We start from the raw sequence: 18,555 nt of genomic DNA on the forward strand, positions 1-18,555 counted from the left end.
CCTGCTCTCCCGCAGGGCGGAAAAAGCCCCTGGCTGCAGCCGTGTTTGGCTGGCCCAGGGGCTTTTCTCATGGAGACGCTATAATCCGTGGCTTTGCTGAATTTGAAGCGCGCCTTGCTTGCATGGCCAGGACACTTTCAGCATGGGGTTACCGCCACCCTTTATGGCGAGGTGAGGTTGCCGGCAAGCCATGCAGCAAATGCAGGGCATCAGCGTCGGCGGCTGTACAACTATCGGAGTGTCCTGATGGCACGCGTATGTGAAGTAACGGGCAAGAAGCCCATGGTGGGAAACAACGTTTCCCACGCCAACAACAAGACCAAGCGTCGTTTCCTGCCCAACCTGCAATACCGCCGTTTCTGGGTTGAGAGCGAAAACCGTTGGGTGCGCCTGCGCGTTTCCAGCGCTGCTCTGCGCCTGATCGACAAGAACGGTATCGACTCCGTGCTCGCAGACCTGCGTGCCCGTGGCCAAGCCTAAATCCCTCAAGGAGAAACACCATGGCTGCTAAAGGCGGACGCGAAAAGATCAAGCTGGAATCCACTGCAGGAACCGGCCACTTCTACACCACGACCAAGAACAAGAAGACAATGCCCGAGAAGATGGCGATCATGAAGTTTGATCCCAAGGCTCGCAAGCACGTCACGTACAAGGAAATCAAGCTGAAGTAATTCAGCCTGTTCCCGGTACCGACAAAAAACCGCCCGGCGCAAGCCCGGCGGTTTTTTTGCGTCTGCTTTGCGTCTGTTTTTCGCCTGTCACCCACTGCGCGCCGGCTGACCCAGCTGCGCACAGGCCATGGCACCCAGCTCGCGGCAGGCCTGCTCGATCACGGCATCCACCGGCAGGGTGCAGCCCAGGCGCATGCAGTGCTCGTAGCGCCCCGAGTTCGAGAACATGCTGCCCGGCGCCGTGCGGATGCCGCGCGCCAGCGCCTGCGTGAACAGCGCGGACGTGGACACGCCAGCCGGAAACTCCAGCCACAGGCTGAGCCCGCCGGGCGGCAGGCTCAGCCGCGTGCCCAGCGGGAAAAACCGCGCCACCAGCTGCGCCATGCCTTCACGCTGGCGCCGCAACTGCTGCTTGAGGCGCTGCAGATTGCGCAGATGTGCGGGCGAGCCCACGCAGGCGGCCGCCAGCAACTGGGCCAGGGTCTGGGTGCCGCGGCTGCGCGCGAACTTGAGCATCTGCACCCGCCCATGCCACTGGCCAGCGTTCATCCAGCCCTGGCGCAGGCCCGGCGCCATGCTCTTGTTGAAGGCCTCGCAATAGATAACATGGCCCGGCAGGCGATCCCAGGCCTTGATGGGGCGCACGGGCTGGCTGCTTTCCACGAACAGTCCATAGGAGTCGTCCTCGATCAATGCCACGCCGTGGGCGCTGCACAGATCGACCAGCCTGGCCTTGTGCTCATCGGGAATGCGCGTACCCAGCGGCATCTGCAGCTCGGGCACGACCACCACGGCCTTCAGGCGCGGCTGGGTCTGCAGGGCCAGCTCCAGCGCCTCGATGGATAGGCCGGTGCGCGGGCTGCAGGGAATCTCCAGCGCCTGCATCTGCAAGGACTCCACCACCTGCAGCAGGCCGTAGTAGGTCGGCGACTCCACGGCCACCACGTCGCCGGGCGAGGCCACGGCGGCCAGCGCCAGGCTCACGGCCTCGGAATTGCCCGTGGTCGCCAGCACATCGGCCGGTGCGACATGGATGCCCGCCGCCAGCGCGCGCCGCGCCATGGCGCGCTGGAAATCAGGGTGGCTGCCCATCATGGAGCGCCCCAGCACCAACAGGTCAGGCTGCTCGCGCAGCAGCCGGGCGGCGGTCTGGTTCAGGTAGCCGCGATCGAACAGTTCGGGCGGCGGCGTGGCACCGCCCAGGTCCACGCGCACGTCGGCCTGGCGGCCGCGCTCCAGCATCAGGGAAATGTGTTCATTGATACCTGCGAAGTGTGGCTGCGGCAGCGGTTGCACCGGCTGGCTCAGGTCGGGCTCGCTGGCCGGGGCCAGGCCTGCAGGCCGGGCATCGCGCACGAAGTAGCCCACGCGCGGGCGGGCTTCGAGCTGGCCCAGGTCCTCCAGATGCCGCAGCGTCTGCAGCGCCGTGGACAGGCTGACCTCATGGCGGCGCATCAGCTCGCGCACGGAAGGCATGCGCTCGCCCGCCTTGAGCGTGCCCAGTTCCATGGCCAGGCTGTAGTCGGCCGCCAGGCGGCGGTACAGGGTCGGAGAGGCGCTCGCAAGGGTCATGGAACAGATGGAGAACGAATCAGGGACGAGAGGACTTGCCCGCGATCTTGCCGCAAGGCGCTGTTACGCAACAGATACAGATCCATCGACCACAAAGCAGAACAGATCCACCGACATCTGCACTGCTGCGATGCAACAAGCCGCGGGCTGTGCCTGTGCCGATGAAGGCCGCCTGCCTACGCTTGAGGGCCTGGAATCACAGGACACAGACCATGCACAACGCCGACACCCGCTCCTTCGAACTGCGCCATCTTGCCCCCGGCAACGATCTTCACCTGCATGTGCAGGAGGGCAGTGAACTGTTCTGCCGCCACGGCCCGCTGGAAATCACCGCCCCGCAACAGGCCTGGGCGGATGGGGCGCCCGCGCCGGCCCTCAGGCTGCAGCCGGGCCAGGGCTGGCGTGCGGGCGCCGATCTGCAGATACGGGTCCGCTCCTTGTCCCAGGCCATGGCAAGCCTGGAACTGCGGCAGAGCCCCACAGCAAAAAGCCGCATCGCCTCCGAAGAGGGGATGCGGCCCCGGGCGTGGTCGGTTGCCGGCTGGCTTCGCGGCTTCAGGCGTGGGCAGCGCGCAGCTTGACCGAGAACTCCTTGAGCGCGGCAATGCCGCTGGCCTCGGCGCGATGGCACCAGGCCTGCAGATGGGCCGTCAGTTGCTCGCGCGACAGCGAGGTGTTCAGCCACAGCTGGCGCAGCTCCTCGCGCATGACCAGCATCTGGTCGAGCACGGGGTGGGCTGCGCGCGCCTGGGCCAGCTGCCCTTGCGCCTGGGCGGGCACCTTGTCGGCATCGCGGTGCAGCCAGCGGCGCGCCGTCTTGAGCAGGGACAGGTCGGCCTGCCGGGCCTTGCGCTGCTTGAGCGCATCGAGCTCGATCTGCACGGCGGCGCGCACGCCGCGCGCATAGCGGGCCATGACCTCGTAGCGGTTGGCGATCACGGCCTCCAGCGTCTTTTCGTCGGCCACGGGCTTGACGGCGCCCATGACCAGCCGCGGCGCCGTCTTCTTGACCTTGGCCCAGCCCAGCTTCTGCATGGCGCTGATGTAGACCCAGCCCACATCGAACTCATAGCGCTTGACCGAGAACTTGGCCGAGGTCGGGTAGGTATGGTGGTTGTTGTGCAGTTCCTCGCCGCCAATGATCAGGCCCCAGGGCACGAGGTTGGTGCTGGCATCCTGGGCCTCGAAGTTGCGGTAGCCCCAGAAATGGCCCAGGCCGTTGACCACGCCGGCAGCCCAGAACGGAATCCAGGCCATCTGCACGGCCCAGATCGTCAGCCCGATGGCACCGAACAGCAGCACATTGATGATCAGCATCAGCGAAGGGCCCCAGATCGAATGCCGGCTGTAGAGATGGCGCTCGATCCAGTCGTCGGGCGTGCCATGGCCGAACTTCCTGAGTGTCTCGGCGTTCGCCGCCTCTTCGCGGTACAGCTCCGCACCCTGGCGCATCACGGTGTCCAGGCCACGTGTCTGCGGGCTGTGGGGGTCGTCCTCGGTTTCGCACTTGGCATGGTGCTTGCGGTGGATGGCCACCCACTCCCTGGTGACCATGCCCGTACCCAGCCACAGCCAGAAACGGAAGAAGTGAGAAGGAACCGGCCCCAGGTCCAGCGAGCGGTGGGCCTGGCAGCGGTGCAGGAAGATGGTGACGCCCGCAATGGTGATGTGGGTGGTGACCAGGGCGTACAGCAGCAGCTGCCACCACGACAGCTGCCACAGGCCATGGGCCATCCAATCCACGGCGAGGTTCCAAACCGATCCGAAATCCAGCGACATAACCGAAGCCTTTGGCAAGGCGGCGCCCAGTGGCACCGATGCCTCAATTTTAGGCGATGCGCCTACAAAGGCATTCGGCAATCTCCTGCGATTTACAGCTTATTGCGTCTGCAAGTTACGGCTTCCGGGTCCAAACGGCGGCGAAAAATCCGTCCGTCTCATGGCGCTGCGGCCACAGGCGCAGGTACTGCGTGCCGGTCTCGCCGCCGCTGCACAGCGCGTCACCCTGCTCCACCTTGAGCTGGGCCAGCAGTTCGCCGGCATCCATGGCCACGAAGTCAGAGTGCTCCGCTGCGAAGGCCTCGGCGATGGCTTCGTTTTCCTGCGGCAGGACCGAACAGGTAGCATAGACCAGGCGCCCACCCGGCTTGACCAGACGCGCTGCACTGGCCAGGATGGCCGCCTGCTTTTGCGTGAGCTCCTCGATGGCCTTGGCCGACTGGCGCCACTTGAGGTCGGGATTGCGGCGCAGCGTGCCCAGGCCCGAGCAGGGCGCATCGACCAGCACGCGGTCGATCTTTCCGGCCAGGCGCTTGACGCGGTCGTCGCGCTCATGGGCGATGGCCGCGGGGTGCACATTCGACAGGCCCGAGCGCGCCAGGCGCGGCTTCAGGGCTTCGAGCCGGTGGCCGGACACATCGAAGGCGTACAGGCGCCCCGTGCTGCGCATGGACGCGCCAATGGCCAGGGTCTTGCCGCCTGCGCCGGCGCAGAAATCGACCACCATTTCGCCGCGCTTGGCGTCCAGCATCAGCGCCAGCAGCTGGGAGCCTTCATCCTGCACCTCGATGGCGCCGCGCGTGAAGGCGTCCAGCCGGGCCAGCGCGGGCTTGCCCTGCACGCGCAGGCCCCAGGGCGAGTACGGCGTGGCTTCGGCGGCGATGCCGGCATCGGCCAGTTCCTTTTGCACATCGGCACGCTTGGCGTTCAGCGCATTGACGCGCAGATCCAGCGGTGCGGCCTGCTCCATGCTCTGGGCAAAGGCCCAGAAATCTTCGCCCAGTTGCTGCTTGAGCGGCGCGACCAGCCACTCGGGCAGGTTGTGGCGGTGCGGCTCCATCAGCTCATCGGGGCGCACGGCATCGCAGGCGTCCAGCCATTGCAGTTCCTGGGGGGACAGCGCTGCGCGCGCAAAGCCGAGCGCCTCCTTGACGCCCTGCTCGGACTTGCCGGCCACGCGGGCCAGGGCTTCCTGGCTATGGGCAAAGCCCAGGATGGCCAGCCTGCGCTCGCGCGAGCCGCTGCCAGAACGTGCCAGGCTCTCAAAAAGCAGCTTCTTGCGCAGCACGGTGTAGGCGGTTTCGGCCAGCGCGGCACGCTCGCGCGGGCCCAGGTTGCGGTTTTCACGGAAAAAGCGTGACACCACGGCGTCGGCCGGGTGTTCGAAAGTCAGGGTGCGCTTGACCAGTTCGGCGCAGGCGTCGAGAAGCTGTTTGGGATGCATGGGCGCAATTGTCCCACTGCCTTGCAAATCCGAGAGGGCCACAGGTCGGAACCCGAAGCAACGCCGGGCTGGCGCAGCTACCATGGCGCCCCATGACCGACGACGACCTGCCACCTCTGATCTCCACGCCCCCGGGCCTGTACCGCCACTACAAAGGCGCCCCCTACGAAGTGCTTGCCACCGTGCGCCACAGTGAGACGCGCGAGTCCATGACGCTGTATCGCGCGCTCTACGGCGAGCGAGGCCTGTGGGTGCGGCCTGCCGCCATGTTCAATGAAACCGTGGTCATCGACGGCGTGGAGCAGCCCCGCTTTGCACGCTGCCCCGAAGTGGAGCAGCAGGCCTTTCAGAGCGAAGGCCTGTGAGCAGACCCTAGCCCCGCATCAACTGCGCCACGGCGCGCGGGTAGATGAGGTGCTCCTGCACCAGCACGCGCGCGGCCAGCGCCTGGGCCGTGTCGCCGGGCAGCACGGGCACCACGGCCTGCTCCAGGATGGGGCCCACATCCAGCTCGGCCGTAACGCGGTGCACGGTGCAGCCTGCAAAGCGGCAGCCTGCATCGATCGCCCGCTGGTGCGTGTGCAGACCCGTGAAGGCGGGCAGCAGCGAGGGGTGGATGTTGATCATGCGTCCCTCGTAATGCGCCACGAAGCCCGGCGTGAGGATGCGCATGAAGCCGGCCAGCACGATCAGCGAAGGCGCGTGGCGGTCGATCACCTGGGCCAGCTCGGCATCAAACGCCTCGCGGCTGGGAAACGGGCGGTGGTCCAGCACCTCGGTGGCAATGCCTTGCTCGCGCGCGAAAACAAGGCCCGAAGCCTCGGCCTTGTTGCTGACCACGGCGGCCACGCGGGCGCCGTAACGCCGCGCCCAGTCCTGTTGCTGCGAAGCACGCACAATGGCAGCCATGTTCGAGCCGCCGCCCGAGATCAGGATCACGATATTTTTCATGGGCGGCGATTGTCGCACCGCAGGCCGCGCGGCCTGCGCCAGCCCCGGCAAGGCCCATGGCCCTGCCGGGCCTTGTCACCTCTTCCGTCCAGACACCCATGCCATTCGTTCCCCGCTCCACCCCCCTGACCGCTGTCGAAGCCCGCGTGCTGGCCACCCTGATGGAGAAGGCGCGCACCGTGCCCGACAGCTACCCGCTCACGCTCAACGCGCTGGTCACGGGCTGCAACCAGAAGAGCAGCCGTGATCCGGTGATGGAAGTCAGCGAAGGCGAGGCCCAGGAAGCGCTGGACAGCCTGCGCCTGCGCACCATGTCCGTACAGATCAGCAGCGCGCGCGCCACGCGCTGGGAGCACAACTTCCCGCGCGGCGTGGGGGTGCCCGACCAGAGTGCCGTGCTGCTGTCCCTGCTGATGCTGCGCGGCCCGCAGACGGCGGGCGAGCTGCGCATCAACTCCGAGCGCTGGCACCGCTTCGCCGACATCTCATCCGTCGAAGCCTTCCTGGAAGAGCTGCGCGAACGCAGCGAGGAAAAAGGCGGCCCGCTGGTCGTGCTGCTGCCACGCGCGCCTGGCGCACGCGAGCAGCGCTGGGCCCATCTGCTGTGCGGCCCCGTGGACGTGAACGCCATGGCCCAGCCCCTCGCTGCAGCAGGCGCACGCGGCGATGCCCTGGCCCAGCGCGTGGTCGATCTCGAAGCCCAGGTACAGCAATTGCAGGCACGTCTTGCGCATGTCTATGCACAGCTGGGGCTGGAGGAGCCCGGCCAATCCAGCTGATCGCCTGCGCTCAGGCAGCCCCAGCAGCAAGCCCCGGACGGCCCCGCCGCCCGGGGCTTGCTGCATCAGGGATTGCCATAGGTTGTCACGCCCTGGACAGTCCAAAAAAGAACGTGCGTGCTACAAAAGCCGGGATTGAAGGAGACACAGTCCATGGACCTGGCATTTACCCCTGAAGAACAGTCCTTTCGCGAGGAAGTCCGCGCCTGGGTGCGGGCCAACCTGCCCCAGGACATCGCGCACAAGGTGCGCCATTCGCTGCGCCTGACGCGCGACGACCTGCAGAATTGGGCCAAGATTCTTGGCAAGAAAGGCTGGCTGGGCTACGGCTGGCCCAAGCAGTTCGGCGGCCCCGGCTGGACGGCCGTGCAAAAGCATCTGTTCGAGGAGGAATGCGCCCTGGCCTGCGCCCCGCGCATCATTCCCTTCGGCCCCGTGATGGTGGCGCCCGTGATCATGGCCTACGGCTCGCCCGAGCAGCAGCAGCGCTTTCTGCCCGGCATTGCCAGCGGCGAGGTCTGGTGGAGCCAGGGCTACTCGGAGCCGGGCTCGGGATCGGACCTGGCCAGCCTCAAGACCCGTGCCGAGCGCGTGGGCGACAAGTACATCGTCAACGGCCAGAAGACCTGGACCACGCTGGGCCAGTACGGCGAGTGGATCTTCTGCCTGGTGCGCACCAGCAACGAGGGCAAGCCCCAGACCGGCATCAGCTTCCTGCTGGTGGACATGAAGAGCCCCGGCGTGACCGTGCGCCCGATCAAGCTGCTGGACGGCGAGTGCGAGGTCAACGAGGTCTTCTTCGACAACGTCGAGGTGCCGGCCGAGAACCTGATCGGCGAGGAAAACAAGGGCTGGACCTACGCCAAGCACCTGTTGAGCCACGAGCGCACCAACATCGCCGACGTGAACCGCGCCAAGCGCGAGCTGGAGCGCCTCAAGCGCATCGCCAAGGCCGAAGGCGTCTACGAGGACCAGCGTTTCCGCGACGAGATCGCCAAGCTCGAAGTCGACGTGGTCGCGCTGGAAATGCTGGTGCTGCGCGTGCTGTCGGCCGAGAAATCGGGCAAGAACCCGCTGGACATCGCCGGCCTGCTCAAGATCAAGGGCAGCGAGATCCAGCAGCGCTACTCCGAGTTGATGATGCAGGCCGCCGGCCCCTTCAGCCTGCCCTTCATCGAAGAGGCCATGGAAGCCGGCTGGCAGGGCGACTTCCCCGGCGGCGTGGTGGACAACGCGCCGCTGGCATCGACGTACTTCAACATGCGCAAGACGACGATCTACGGCGGCTCCAACGAGGTGCAAAGAAACATCGTCGCTCAGACGGTGCTGGGCTGATTTTGGCTGGAGTTTCGCTGAACCCGGAAGTGCGCCGGACGCGCTTCGATCAGCTTCGGGAGACAGAAAATGGACTTTGATTTTTCGGATGACCAGCAGCAACTGCGCGACGCCGTGCGCCGCTGGGTGGACAAGGGCTATACCTTCGAGCGCCGCCGCTCCATCGTCGAGGCGGGTGGTTTTTCGCGCGAGGTCTGGGGCGAGCTCGCCGAACTGGGCCTGACGGCCTTGACCGTGCCCGAGGAGCACGGCGGCCTGGGCCTGGGGGCCACCGACGTGATGGTGGTGATGGAGGAGTTGGGCCGCGGCCTGGTGATGGAGCCGCTGGCGCAGGCCTTTGTGGCCGCCGGCGTGCTCGGCAAGCACGCCGACGCCTCCGTGGCCGGCCAGTGGCTGCCGCGCGTGGCCAGCGGCGAGGCCTTGGTCGTGCTGGCACACCAGGAGCGCCAGGCCCGCTACCGCCTCGATGTCTGTGCCGCCAAGGCCAGCAAGAGCGGCAGCGGCTACACCGTGGACGCCACCAAGAGCGTGGTGCCTGCAGGCGACGCGGCCGACGCCTTTCTGGTGCCGGCCCAGTTGGACGGCAAGATCGCCCTCTTCCTGGTGGAACGCAGCGCCAGCGGCGTCAGCACCCACGGCTACCGCACCCAGGACGGCAGCCGCGCGGCCGAACTGCGCTGCCAGGCGGCCCCCGCCACGCTGGTGACGGCCGATGGCCTGGCCGCCCTCACGCTGGCCCAGGACGCCGCCAACGCCGCGCTGTGCGCCGAAGGCGTGGGCGCCATGGAGCAGACGCTGAAGCTCACCACCGAGTACATGAACCAGCGCAAGCAGTTCAACACGGTGATCGCCAGCTTCCAGGCCCTGCGCCACCGCGTGGCCGACATGAAGATGCAGCTGGAGCTGGCCCGCTCCATGAGCTATTACGCCAGCCTCAAGATGAGCGCGGCCGATGCCGAGCGCCACGTGGCCATCGCGCGCGCCAAGGTCCAGCTGGGCCAGTCGCTGCGTTTTGTCGGCCAGCAGTCGGTCCAGCTGCACGGCGGCATCGGTGTGACCGACGAGTACGCGGGCAGCCACTACTTCAAGCGCCTGACGCAGATGGAGATGACGGGCGGTGACACCTTGCATCACCTGGGCATCGTCTCCGCGAAGATGCAGGACACGGCCGGCGTGTTTGCCTGAGGTCTGACCTCACCGCGCCGCACCACACCAGGCCCCGCAGAAAACTGCGGGGCTTTTTTTATGGGCCTTTGCCCATGTCTGCCCGCCGCCTCAGGTCAGCCGGTAGCCCTCCGGCCTGAGCGGTGCCGGCAGATCCGTCTCGCCCAGCGTGCAGCCCAGGCTGATCTCGATGGAGCGGCAGATGGTGTCCAGCGGCAGGTCGTTGCTCTCCAGGCCAAAGGGCTCTTCGAGTTCATCGCCCAGGGCGTCGAGCCCATAGAAGGTGTAGGCCACGATGGCCACGACAAAGGGCGTCATGAACCCGGTCGTGTCCACCAGGCCGAACGGCAGCAGAAAGCAGTACATATAGGCCGTGCGGTGCAGCAGCAGCGCATAGGAGAACGGCATGGGCGTGTTGCGAATGCGCTCGCACGAGGCGGCTGCCGCCGTCATGCGCGTGAAGGTCTTGTCCATGGACGCGGCCAGGCAGGGGTCCATCTCGCCACGGCGCACGCACTGCGCCAGATCGCGGCCCATGGACATCATCAGTGCGTCGCAGCGCTGCTCCAGCGGCAGGCCCTGGAGCTGGCGCCATTCCTTGTCCACCAGCCAGCGGCCTGCGGCCACATCCTCGTGCAGCCCGCGCAACTGCGTCCGCAGCAGATGGGCAAAGGCGATCGCCCGGTGCACCATGCGCACGCGCACATCGCTGCTGCGCCGGGCCGGGTCCGGATCGCCGTCGATGACGATCAGGCTCTGGCACTGGCGCGCCAGCGTGCGCGCGCAGATCACCATCTCGCCCCAGAGCTTGCGCCCTTCCCAGTAGCGGTCATAGGCGGTGTTGTTGCGAAAGCCCAGGAAGATGGCCAGCGGCAGGCCGATCAGCGTGAAAGGGATGGGCGTCACCGTGATCTTCACGTCGAACAGGTTGCCATGCACCAGAGTGATGATGGCGGCGAACACGATGTTCACGAGCAGCGTGACCTGGATACGCTGGAGCACCGAGCCCCGCAAAATCAGAAACAGCCTGAGGCCGGCGGGGCGATCACGGACGATCATGGGGATATCGCTAGGTACAAACCCTTATTCGATCACACATTGAGCAAGTCAATTGGCTGCGGCCGCGCCCAGATGAAAAAAAAGGCGCCCCGAAGGGCGCCCTGTGTCACGACCGACTGCCGGTCACAGCGGGTTGGCGCGGCGGCGGCGCGCCATGCCCCAGCCCATGATGCCCATCAGGCCGGACATCAGGATCAGGCCCCATTCGGAGAGGGTGGGAATGGAGGCCGGCGACACGGCCCCTGCCACTGCGCGGGAAGCCGTGTTGTTGGCCGGGTTGGCATCTCCGGTCGCACCGGTGCTGCCCGTCAGTGTCACGGCTCCCACGGAGCTGGGCGTTCCGCTGACCGTGCAGGTCACGCTGGCGCCCGCAGGTACGGCATCACCTGCCGACCAGGCTGCATTGGCAGGGCTGATGCGGCACGCTCCCTGGCTCACACCGGCGGGCAGTCCCGTGACTGCGCACGAGGTGCCTGCCGATGCATCGACCGAACCCAGGTTCTTGCAGACAAAACTGCCGCTGTAGGGCGTGCCGGCCGTGAACGCGGTCGGCAGGCCGCTCAGATCGACGCCCATGTCGGGCACTGCAACGGTGGACACATTCATGGTCGCGGTGTTGTTCGCCGCATTCGAATCATCCGTTGCGCCCGTGGTGCCCGTGACCGTGGACGAACCTGCGGCCGTGGGCGTACCGCTCACCTGACAGGTGACCGTGGCTCCCACCGGCACCGCATTGCCCGCCACCCACGCGGCATTGCCGGGGCTGATGGAGCATGCGCCTTGCGTCACGCCAGCCGGCAGGCCGGTGACGGCGCAGGAGGTGCCGCTCACGGCGTTGGCCAGGCCCTGGTTGCTGCAGGTGAAGCTGCCGCTATAGGGAATGTTCAGCGGCGAGGTGGGGGGCAGTCCGCTCAGATTGATCTGCATGTCCGGCGTTGTGGTGACCGCGATGTTCGACGTGGTCGTGTTGTTGCCCGGGGTCAGGTCATTGTCGCCGCCCGTGGTCACCGTGACCGTCGAGCTGCCGCCTGGACCCGTCGGTGTGCCAGAGACCTGGCAGACCACCGTCTTGCCCGCAGGCACCGCGCCGGGCTGCATCCAGGCCGCGCCGTCTATCGTGCATTGGCCTGCCGTCACGCCAGGGGGCAGACCGGAGGCATCGCAGATGGCCTGGCCTGCGCTGGCTGCACCATCGTTCTTGCAGGAGAAGCTGCCGGTGTAGGGCACGCCGACCACGGCGGTGGGCGGGAGTCCGGAGACATCAGGCACCATGTCGCTGCTCGCCGCGGGAGCCAGCAATTGGGTCTGCACCATGGCACCGAGCAGGGTCGAGGTCAGGTCGCCTCCGATGGTGTAGTTGCCGTTGTTGATCTGGTCTGACGGCGTGCCCAAAGGAACCTTCACGGTCATCGTGAACGTGCCCGACTGCCCGGGTGCCAGGGTCCCAAAGTCGCACTGGGCAGGGTCTGAACTGCCCACGGCCGGGGCCGTGCAAGCGCCGCCATCGCCGGCCAGTGACACGAACGTGGTCGGACTGATGCCCGCATCCGTGCCCACGGGCATCGCGGGCGTGACCTTCACGTTGTTCACCGGGGTGCTGCCGTTGTTCGTATAGGTATAGGTGTAGGTGATCTCCGTGCCGTCCGCCTTGGGCGCGCTGACAGGCCCGGACGCGCTGATCCACAGTGTCTTGGGCAGGGTCGTGCCGAAGTTGTCAACGTACAGATGGCCTGCGTGGCCACCGGCACTGCAGGCCGAGGCCACGGCCTGCAGCCTGACCTTGTCGCCTACCCGCAGGTAGGCATTGCCGGGTGCGACATCGTAGGCCTGAGGGTCGGTGTAGTTCTGGATGGCACCGCCCTTGTCGGTAAAGGTCTTCCAGGGTGCTCCCGGCTCGCCGCCGTAGTGGTACTTGAAGAACAACTCCTGGGGCGAGCCCGTCAGATCCGTGGAGGTCTGGGCGTCATAGGTCTTGACCAGCGAGATGGCAAAGTAGGGGCGATCCTCGCCTCCGTGATTGCTGGCGTACTCAAGCACGGGCGCCGCGACAAATCGGATGTGGATCTTGCCGTCCTGGTCGATGTCATCTGCAGTCAGCGTCACTTCCTGGGTGATGGAACTTGCCGTATTGACCTGCTGGGTCCAGCCGGCGAGTCCCCCCGTGACCTTGCTGGACCGCGGTATCACGTTGCTGGCTGGGGTGGCGCTGTTCGCCTTGAGGTTGATACGGGCAGAGTGGGAGCCTGCCAAAGTCAGTTTGAGGGCGGACTGGCCAGCGTCACCCCGGAACAGGACTTCGTCTGCGGCGCTTTCCGAGCCGCTGGCGATTTCGACCAGATGGGACTTGGTGCCAGGTGGCTGCAGGCGCAACTCGCTCAAGCGTTTCGGATTGGCCTGGGTGCCATTGTTGGTCCAGGCCTGAGGGGTCCAGCCAGTCAGGTCCCCTGCCTCGAAGTCCCCATTCAGAAATGCCGCCTGCGCAACTGCACCCACCATTGCCAGGGTGCCTGCTGCAACCAGACTTCTGGCCTGCCTCCAGGCCTTCATGCGCGGCCCTGCGGGCCGGATATGCAAACTCTGTCTCGCCATACCATTCCTCTCTTCATGTGTGTTTGATCACGGTTGAAAACTCCGACGGCCCACGCCGTCCGCCTGCGCACGCAGCCAGCACCAAGCCGCCCAAGCGCGCGCACGCGCTTCTGCAGCAAAAAAATGGGCGAACGAATCCCTTCCGCATGCCCGGACGGCTGCGGTTCAAAAAACTGAAATGGAGAAGAAAAAGGCGCCTAAGGCACGAACACCAGCCCTCGGCCGAACACGGCCCTCACCGGCAGGGCCAGCCCGGAGATATCCAGGGTCTTGCGGCGCAGCCGCGTCAGCTGCGACTCGATGCGGTGGAAGCCGTCATCCACATCGGCGTATCCCATGGTCTCGATCAAGGTCTGCTTGGCCACCATGGTTCCGGGGGTTGTCATCAGGCAGCCGAGCAATTCCAGCTCGCGACTGGTCAGGGCGATGATCTGGTGGTTGGGCGCGACCATGCAGGCCGACAGGGGGTCAAGGCGCCAAGTCAGGAAAGGTGCCGCCGCCCGGGCCGGCTGGCCCGTGTTGCGGCGCAGCTGGGAGCGGATGCCGGCCACCAGCTCGTTCATGTCGGTGGGCTTGACGAAGTACTGCAGGGCGCCGGCATTGAGGCCGGCAATGCGGCTGTCCAGATCGCCGCGCGCCGTGAGCACCACGACGGGAATCTCCTGCTCGGCCAGGCGCTTGACCAGGCTCAGGCCGTCCTCGCCGGGCAGGCCCAGGTCGACGACGACCAGATCTGCCTTCTCACGCAGTAGCTTTATGTAGAAGTCTTCTGCAGAATCCGTGCCCCAGGCATGCAAGCCAGACTTTGTTAAAAATCGACACACATTGATACGAATATCCTCGTCGTCCTCTACGACGGCGACGGTGAACTCGATCGATGGCTCTAGTGTCTGCTGCATGATGTTTGCCTATTGGTGCGCGGATTTTCATTGGGGCGAACGTCCGCCGCCATGCACGAACACTCTCGAATGCTCACAGTTCAGAGAAACACACAAAAATTTACATTTATTGCATGGATCATGGTCTCGCTCGGGTTGCTTGCATTTTTCGTGCTGAGCCCGGCGTCCATGTCTCCCCCTGACAAGGGACTGCGTCTTGGCAAGGACCTGCCCATGCAGGTGCTTGCCGATGCGGGCCGCAGCATGACCATTGAACAGGTCGCGACCCTGCCCGATGATGCCTTCGAAACCCGGCGCACGCCTCTGAACGAGGGCTATACCCGCCATGCTTACTGGGTGAGGGTTGCAACGCCTGCCCTTGCGCCCACAAGCGGGCTGGCCGACAACGATGCGCTGTGGCTGGAGATCACGCCCACCTATCTGGACAGGGTCACGCTCTACCAGCAGGCGCACGGCCTGTGGCAGGCGAGGGAAAGCGGTGACACCGTGCCCATGGCTCAGCGCATCCATGTGCGCCAGCTGGTGTTTCCACTGCGCGCTGGCCAGCCCTTTGTACTGCGCATCGAGACCAGCAGCGCCATGCAGCTGTACGCCACGGTCTGGCGCAGCACGGGGCTGATGGCCTGGTTGTCCAGCGTCGAGTGGGCATCGGGCGTGCACCAGGGTGTGAATCTGGTGCTGACCCTGCTGATCGCGGGCGCGGCCCTGGCCCTGCGCATGCGCAGCCTGATGGCCATGACCTTGCTGGCCTTCGTGGTGCTGACCCACAACGCCAATGTGCGCGGCTATGCCCAGCTGTGGCTGCCCGAGCCCTGGGCGCCGCATGCGGATGTCTGGGTGAGCGTGGGCGTCTTCCTGCTGCCTGCCGCCTTTGCCTGGCAGGCACGCGAGACCTTGACGCGCGGCACGGCCTGGCGCCGCATCGATCGCATGCTGGTGCTGCTGACCGTGGCACCGCTGCTGGCCGTACTCAGCATACCGACGGGGCACTACACGCAATGGGCCTGGCTGGGGGTCAGCGTGCCCTGGATGGCCAGTCTGCTGAGTGCGCTGGTGGCCTGGCAGAACCTGTTCCGCCAGGGCCCCAGCATCGTCAACCTGCTGGTGCTGATTCCCTACACGCTGCACACGGTCATGGGCATCCACGTGGCTGCGGCCTATACGGGACTGGTGTCTTCCGACATTGAGGCAGGCATGTACTGGCAGCTGGAATCGCTGCTGCTGTACATCCTCATCATCATTGCCGTGGGTGCCAGCCTGGTCGAGAAATTCCAGAACTCCATGGGCAGGCAGGCCCATCTGGTGGAGTCGCTGGCCCGGTCGGAACATGCGCTGGAAGGACGGGTGCGCATGCGCACGGCGGAGCTGCTGCATGCGCAAAATGCGCTGCAGGCCGCCTTGCATGGCGAGCGCACCCTGCGGCTGGAGCAGCGCCAGTTCTTCAACATGGTCAACCATGAATTCCGCACGCCGCTGGCCGTGGTGGACAGCGCGGCCACCGAGCAACTGACTTTTCCGTCCACCGATATCGATTCCCAGCTGGAACGCGCAGCCCAGATCCGCCGCGCCTGCAGGCGCCTCACGGCCCTGGTGGACAACTGCCTGGTCAGCGACCGACTGGACGCGCCTGCATTCCGGCTGCAGCTCGACCGGGTGCCCGTGATGGACCTGATCGACGATGCCGTGCAGCTCGTGCACTGGTCGCGCCGCCACCATCTGAAGCTGGAGACTGCGGGCGTCCCCGCCTCCTGGGAATGCGATCCCACCCTGGTACGGATCGCCCTGTCCAACCTCGTGGACAACGCCGTGAAATACGCGCAGGCCGGAGAAATCGCCGTATGCGCCCGCCTGGACGCACAGGGCAGGCTGGAACTCACCGTCAGCGACGAGGGCCCTGGCCTGGCGCCCGAGTTGGCGCAGCGCATCTTCGAGTTGCACGAGCGCGGAGAGCGTTCGGACCAGACCCGAGGCTTCGGCCTGGGGCTGTGGGTGGCCCGGCGCGTGGCCCAGATGCATGGCGGCGATGTGCAGGTCACGCCAGCTGCGGGCGGCGGCACCTGCTTCACGCTGACGCTGCCCAGCAGCATTCCCGAAGAGAGCGGCCTTGCCACAGCTGCAACACAGCCCGCCTCGCCATGCGTATCCTGAACCTGCTGCGTATCCTGAACCGGCTGGCGCTGCCGGGCTGGCTGGTGTTTTCGCTGGTGCTGGTGGTCTGCTTCATTCTCAGCCCGGCCTGGCAGTCCCTGCCGGCAAAGCGCCTGCAGCTGGGCACGGACCTGCCCATGCTGGCGCTCGTCGATGCCCAGGGCAACTTCACCATCGATCAGGTGGCAGCCCTGCCCGATACGGCCTTCACCCTGCTCGATACACCGCTGAACAAGGGCTATACGCGCGATGTGTATTGGCTCAAGGTGCAGGCGCCTCACATCGCCGCCGGCAAGGCAGACCCCGAGCACGATCCGCTGTGGCTGGAAATCCTGCCCAGTTATCTCGACCGCGTTGCGCTCTACCAGCACGTGGACGGCGCATGGCGCATGCGCAGCAGCGGTGATACGGCCACCGACGAACCGCGCGTGCACGTTCGGCAGCTGGTGTTTCCGCTGTACTCGGGCCAGCCCTTCATCCTGCGCGTGCAGACCTCCAGCCCCATGCAGCTGGACGCCACGCTCTGGCGCAGCAGCGGCCTGATGACGCAGTTCTCGGCCGTGGAATGGGCATCGGGCATCCACCAGGGCATCAACCTCATGCTGGCCCTGCTGATCATCGGCGCTGCCCTGGCCCTGCGCCTGCGCAATCTGGCCGCCATGGCCGTGGCCGCCATGGCCGTGCTGATCCACGGCGCCAGCGACCGGGGGTACCTGCAGATCTGGCTGCCCGACCATCTCGCGCACTGGGGTCATCTGTGCGTCAGCCTGGGTACCTTGATGCTGCCCGCCGCCCTGGCCTGGCAGATGCGCGAGCTGCTGACACGCGACACACGCTGGCGGCGCATGGATCGGGCCTTGCTCGCCCTGGGAATCATCCCGCTGCTGTGCCTGCCCAGCATACCGCTGGGCCGCTACCAGGACTGGGCCTGGATAGGGGTTGGCGCGCCCTGGGCCATCAGCGCACTGTTCGCCGTGGTGGCATGGAGCAATCTGCTGCGCGAGCGTGCCAATCTGGTCCATGTGCTGATGGTGGTTCCCAGCACCATGTATGGGCTGATGGGCCTGTATGTGACGGCGGCCTATGTCGGCCTGACCAGCCTGCCGACCATAGAAACCAGCGTGTTCTGGCAGCTCAACACCTTGCTGGTCAACATCGTGATCACCGTGGCCGTGGGCGCCGGTCTGATCCAGAAATTCCGGGAATCCATGGCACGCCAGGCACAGCTGCTCGAATCCCTTGCCAAGTCCGAGCATGCGCTGGAAGAGCGTGTACGCCTGCGCACGGCCGAGCTGCTGCGCGCCCAGAACGCACTGCAAGCGGCACTGCACAGCGAACGCACGCTGCGGCTGGAGCAGCGCCAGTTCTTCAACATGGTCAACCATGAATTCCGCACGCCGCTGGCCGTGGTGGACAGCGCGGCCACCGAGCAGCTGTCCTTTCCCTCGCCCGACATCGACTCCCAGCTGGAACGCGCCGCACAGATCCGCCGCGCTTGCAGGCGCCTGACGGCCCTGGTGGACAACTGCCTGATCAGCGACCGCCTGGATGCTCCCGCCTTCCGGCTGCAATTGCACCGCGCTCCCGTCATGGAGCTGGTCGATGATGCCGCGCAGCTTGTGCACTGGTCACGCCGCCACCACCTGAATCTGGACAGCGCCAATGCGCCCGCCACATGGGAGTGCGACTCCACGCTCACCCGCATCGCCCTGTCCAACCTCGTGGACAACGCGGTGAAATACGCCAAGGCCGGAGAAATCGCCGTGCGCGCGCGCACCGACGAACACGGCCGGCTGGAACTCACTGTCAGCGACCAGGGCCCGGGTCTTGCACCCGAGCTGGCGCAACGCATCTTCGAGCGCTTCGAGCGCGGTCACCGCGCGGACCAGGCCCGCGGCTTCGGCCTGGGCTTGTGGGTAGCACGGCGCATTGCGCGCCTGCACGGCGGCGACATACAGGCAGCGCCATCAATCCAGGGCGGCACCAGCTTCACGCTCACGCTGCCACCGCGCCCCTTGCCCGCACCGCAGGCCAAGACCTTGCAGGCATCGGCTTGAAACATGGCCGGGCGAAGAATCCACGATAATGAAAAGTTCGCCACTGGCGTGGCCTGCCGGCACATGCCGTAATCAACGCCCGCCTCTCCTTGGCCATAAACACACACC

Annotated in this window: 16 protein-coding genes; 9 read left to right on the plus strand and 7 right to left on the minus strand. The window is 66.1% G+C overall.

The window, feature by feature from the left end; translation table 11 throughout:
* The first annotated feature begins 246 nt into the window (after positions 1-246).
* Together rpmB and rpmG are read left to right on the plus strand one after the other, a co-directional pair.
* On the plus strand, positions 247-480 hold the full coding sequence (gene rpmB / locus A4F85_RS25325; RefSeq protein WP_012207163.1) for a 50S ribosomal protein L28: 234 nt from the start codon (positions 247-249) through the stop codon (positions 478-480).
* 20 nt (positions 481-500) lie between these two features.
* Positions 501-671: a 50S ribosomal protein L33 gene (rpmG, locus tag A4F85_RS25330; protein ID WP_012207164.1), complete on the plus strand. Its 171-nt coding sequence runs from the start codon at positions 501-503 to the stop codon at positions 669-671.
* A gap of 87 nt (positions 672-758) precedes the next feature.
* On the opposite strand, the gene A4F85_RS25335 is transcribed toward rpmG, so the two are convergent.
* Complete coding sequence (locus A4F85_RS25335; RefSeq protein ID WP_063328180.1) at positions 759-2,243, minus strand: aminotransferase-like domain-containing protein; 1,485 nt, start codon at positions 2,241-2,243, stop codon at positions 759-761.
* 212 nt (positions 2,244-2,455) lie between these two features.
* Here A4F85_RS25335 and A4F85_RS25340 point away from each other — a divergent pair, with 212 nt between their 5' ends.
* Entirely contained in the window at positions 2,456-2,824 is a 369-nt protein-coding gene (locus A4F85_RS25340; RefSeq protein WP_063328181.1) for a hypothetical protein, read from the plus strand.
* Here the strand turns inward: A4F85_RS25340 and A4F85_RS25345 are convergent.
* Positions 2,799-4,022: a DesA family fatty acid desaturase gene (locus A4F85_RS25345; RefSeq protein ID WP_043825050.1), complete on the minus strand. Its 1,224-nt coding sequence runs from the start codon at positions 4,020-4,022 to the stop codon at positions 2,799-2,801. The two genes, A4F85_RS25340 and A4F85_RS25345, sit on opposite strands and share 26 nt — an antisense overlap.
* 115 nt (positions 4,023-4,137) lie before the next feature.
* Positions 4,138-5,466, minus strand: coding sequence for an RsmB/NOP family class I SAM-dependent RNA methyltransferase (locus A4F85_RS25350; RefSeq protein ID WP_043825048.1), 1,329 nt, complete (start codon positions 5,464-5,466; stop codon positions 4,138-4,140).
* 92 nt (positions 5,467-5,558) lie between these two features.
* Between A4F85_RS25350 and A4F85_RS25355 the strand changes: the two genes are divergently transcribed.
* The gene (locus tag A4F85_RS25355; protein WP_063328182.1) at positions 5,559-5,831 is read left to right on the plus strand and encodes a DUF1653 domain-containing protein; all 273 of its coding nucleotides are present in this window, start codon (positions 5,559-5,561) and stop codon (positions 5,829-5,831) included.
* 7 nt (positions 5,832-5,838) lie between these two features.
* On the opposite strand, the gene purN is transcribed toward A4F85_RS25355, so the two are convergent.
* Positions 5,839-6,417 carry a phosphoribosylglycinamide formyltransferase gene (purN, locus tag A4F85_RS25360; protein WP_012207170.1) on the minus strand — a complete coding sequence of 193 codons (579 nt, stop codon included), beginning with the start codon at positions 6,415-6,417 and terminating at the stop codon, positions 5,839-5,841.
* A 98-nt stretch (positions 6,418-6,515) separates the two neighbouring features.
* Between purN and A4F85_RS25365 the strand changes: the two genes are divergently transcribed.
* The 3 genes from A4F85_RS25365 to A4F85_RS25375 all read left to right on the plus strand — a co-directional run bounded on the left by A4F85_RS25365 (position 6,516) and on the right by A4F85_RS25375 (position 9,716).
* Positions 6,516-7,196 (plus strand): YceH family protein, encoded by a 681-nt coding sequence (locus A4F85_RS25365; RefSeq protein WP_063328594.1) that lies wholly within the window; start codon positions 6,516-6,518, stop codon positions 7,194-7,196.
* A 153-nt stretch (positions 7,197-7,349) separates the two neighbouring features.
* Positions 7,350-8,531 (plus strand): acyl-CoA dehydrogenase family protein, encoded by a 1,182-nt coding sequence (locus A4F85_RS25370; RefSeq protein ID WP_012207172.1) that lies wholly within the window; start codon positions 7,350-7,352, stop codon positions 8,529-8,531.
* A gap of 69 nt (positions 8,532-8,600) precedes the next feature.
* Positions 8,601-9,716, plus strand: a complete 1,116-nt coding sequence (locus A4F85_RS25375) for an acyl-CoA dehydrogenase family protein (RefSeq protein ID WP_063328183.1) — start codon at positions 8,601-8,603, stop codon at positions 9,714-9,716.
* A gap of 90 nt (positions 9,717-9,806) precedes the next feature.
* Here the strand turns inward: A4F85_RS25375 and A4F85_RS25380 are convergent, their stop codons facing one another.
* From A4F85_RS25380 to A4F85_RS25390, 3 genes are all read right to left on the minus strand, one after another.
* The gene (locus A4F85_RS25380; protein WP_012207174.1) at positions 9,807-10,754 is read right to left on the minus strand and encodes a bestrophin family protein; all 948 of its coding nucleotides are present in this window, start codon (positions 10,752-10,754) and stop codon (positions 9,807-9,809) included.
* Between the two features lie 123 nt (positions 10,755-10,877).
* Entirely contained in the window at positions 10,878-13,133 is a 2,256-nt protein-coding gene (locus A4F85_RS25385) for an IPTL-CTERM sorting domain-containing protein (RefSeq protein WP_231890627.1), read from the minus strand.
* Positions 13,134-13,540: 407 nt separating this feature from the next.
* Positions 13,541-14,242 carry a response regulator transcription factor gene (locus A4F85_RS25390; RefSeq protein ID WP_063328185.1) on the minus strand — a complete coding sequence of 234 codons (702 nt, stop codon included), beginning with the start codon at positions 14,240-14,242 and terminating at the stop codon, positions 13,541-13,543.
* Between the two features lie 168 nt (positions 14,243-14,410).
* On the opposite strand from A4F85_RS25390, the gene A4F85_RS25395 reads away from it, so the two are divergent.
* A complete protein-coding gene (locus tag A4F85_RS25395) occupies positions 14,411-16,390 on the plus strand; it encodes a sensor histidine kinase (protein ID WP_063328186.1) in 1,980 nt (659 codons plus the stop codon).
* Positions 16,378-18,447 (plus strand): sensor histidine kinase, encoded by a 2,070-nt coding sequence (locus tag A4F85_RS25400; protein WP_063328187.1) that lies wholly within the window; start codon positions 16,378-16,380, stop codon positions 18,445-18,447. Before A4F85_RS25395 ends, A4F85_RS25400 begins: the two co-directional genes overlap by 13 nt.
* The last annotated feature ends 108 nt before the right edge of the window (positions 18,448-18,555 follow it).

Source organism: Delftia sp. GW456-R20, assembly GCF_001622915.1.
Lineage (GTDB): Bacteria > Pseudomonadota > Gammaproteobacteria > Burkholderiales > Burkholderiaceae_C > Comamonas > Comamonas acidovorans.

Bases quoted from the DNA above. Each gene is read 5' to 3' on its own strand.
- A4F85_RS25350 (WP_043825048.1), bottom strand. From the start codon at position 5,466: ATGCATCCCAAACAGCTTCTCGACGCCTGCGCCGAACTGGTCAAGCGC.
- purN (WP_012207170.1), bottom strand. From the start codon at position 6,417: ATGAAAAATATCGTGATCCTGATCTCGGGCGGCGGCTCGAACATGGCT.
- A4F85_RS25335 (WP_063328180.1), bottom strand. From the start codon at position 2,243: ATGACCCTTGCGAGCGCCTCTCCGACCCTGTACCGCCGCCTGGCGGCC.
- A4F85_RS25345 (WP_043825050.1), bottom strand. From the start codon at position 4,022: ATGTCGCTGGATTTCGGATCGGTTTGGAACCTCGCCGTGGATTGGATG.
- A4F85_RS25375 (WP_063328183.1), top strand. From the start codon at position 8,601: ATGGACTTTGATTTTTCGGATGACCAGCAGCAACTGCGCGACGCCGTG.
- A4F85_RS25370 (WP_012207172.1), top strand. From the start codon at position 7,350: ATGGACCTGGCATTTACCCCTGAAGAACAGTCCTTTCGCGAGGAAGTC.
- A4F85_RS25355 (WP_063328182.1), top strand. From the start codon at position 5,559: ATGACCGACGACGACCTGCCACCTCTGATCTCCACGCCCCCGGGCCTG.
- A4F85_RS25365 (WP_063328594.1), top strand. From the start codon at position 6,516: ATGCCATTCGTTCCCCGCTCCACCCCCCTGACCGCTGTCGAAGCCCGC.
- rpmB (WP_012207163.1), top strand. From the start codon at position 247: ATGGCACGCGTATGTGAAGTAACGGGCAAGAAGCCCATGGTGGGAAAC.
- rpmG (WP_012207164.1), top strand. From the start codon at position 501: ATGGCTGCTAAAGGCGGACGCGAAAAGATCAAGCTGGAATCCACTGCA.
- A4F85_RS25390 (WP_063328185.1), bottom strand. From the start codon at position 14,242: ATGCAGCAGACACTAGAGCCATCGATCGAGTTCACCGTCGCCGTCGTA.
- A4F85_RS25400 (WP_063328187.1), top strand. From the start codon at position 16,378: ATGCGTATCCTGAACCTGCTGCGTATCCTGAACCGGCTGGCGCTGCCG.
- A4F85_RS25395 (WP_063328186.1), top strand. From the start codon at position 14,411: ATGTCTCCCCCTGACAAGGGACTGCGTCTTGGCAAGGACCTGCCCATG.
- A4F85_RS25380 (WP_012207174.1), bottom strand. From the start codon at position 10,754: ATGATCGTCCGTGATCGCCCCGCCGGCCTCAGGCTGTTTCTGATTTTG.
- A4F85_RS25340 (WP_063328181.1), top strand. From the start codon at position 2,456: ATGCACAACGCCGACACCCGCTCCTTCGAACTGCGCCATCTTGCCCCC.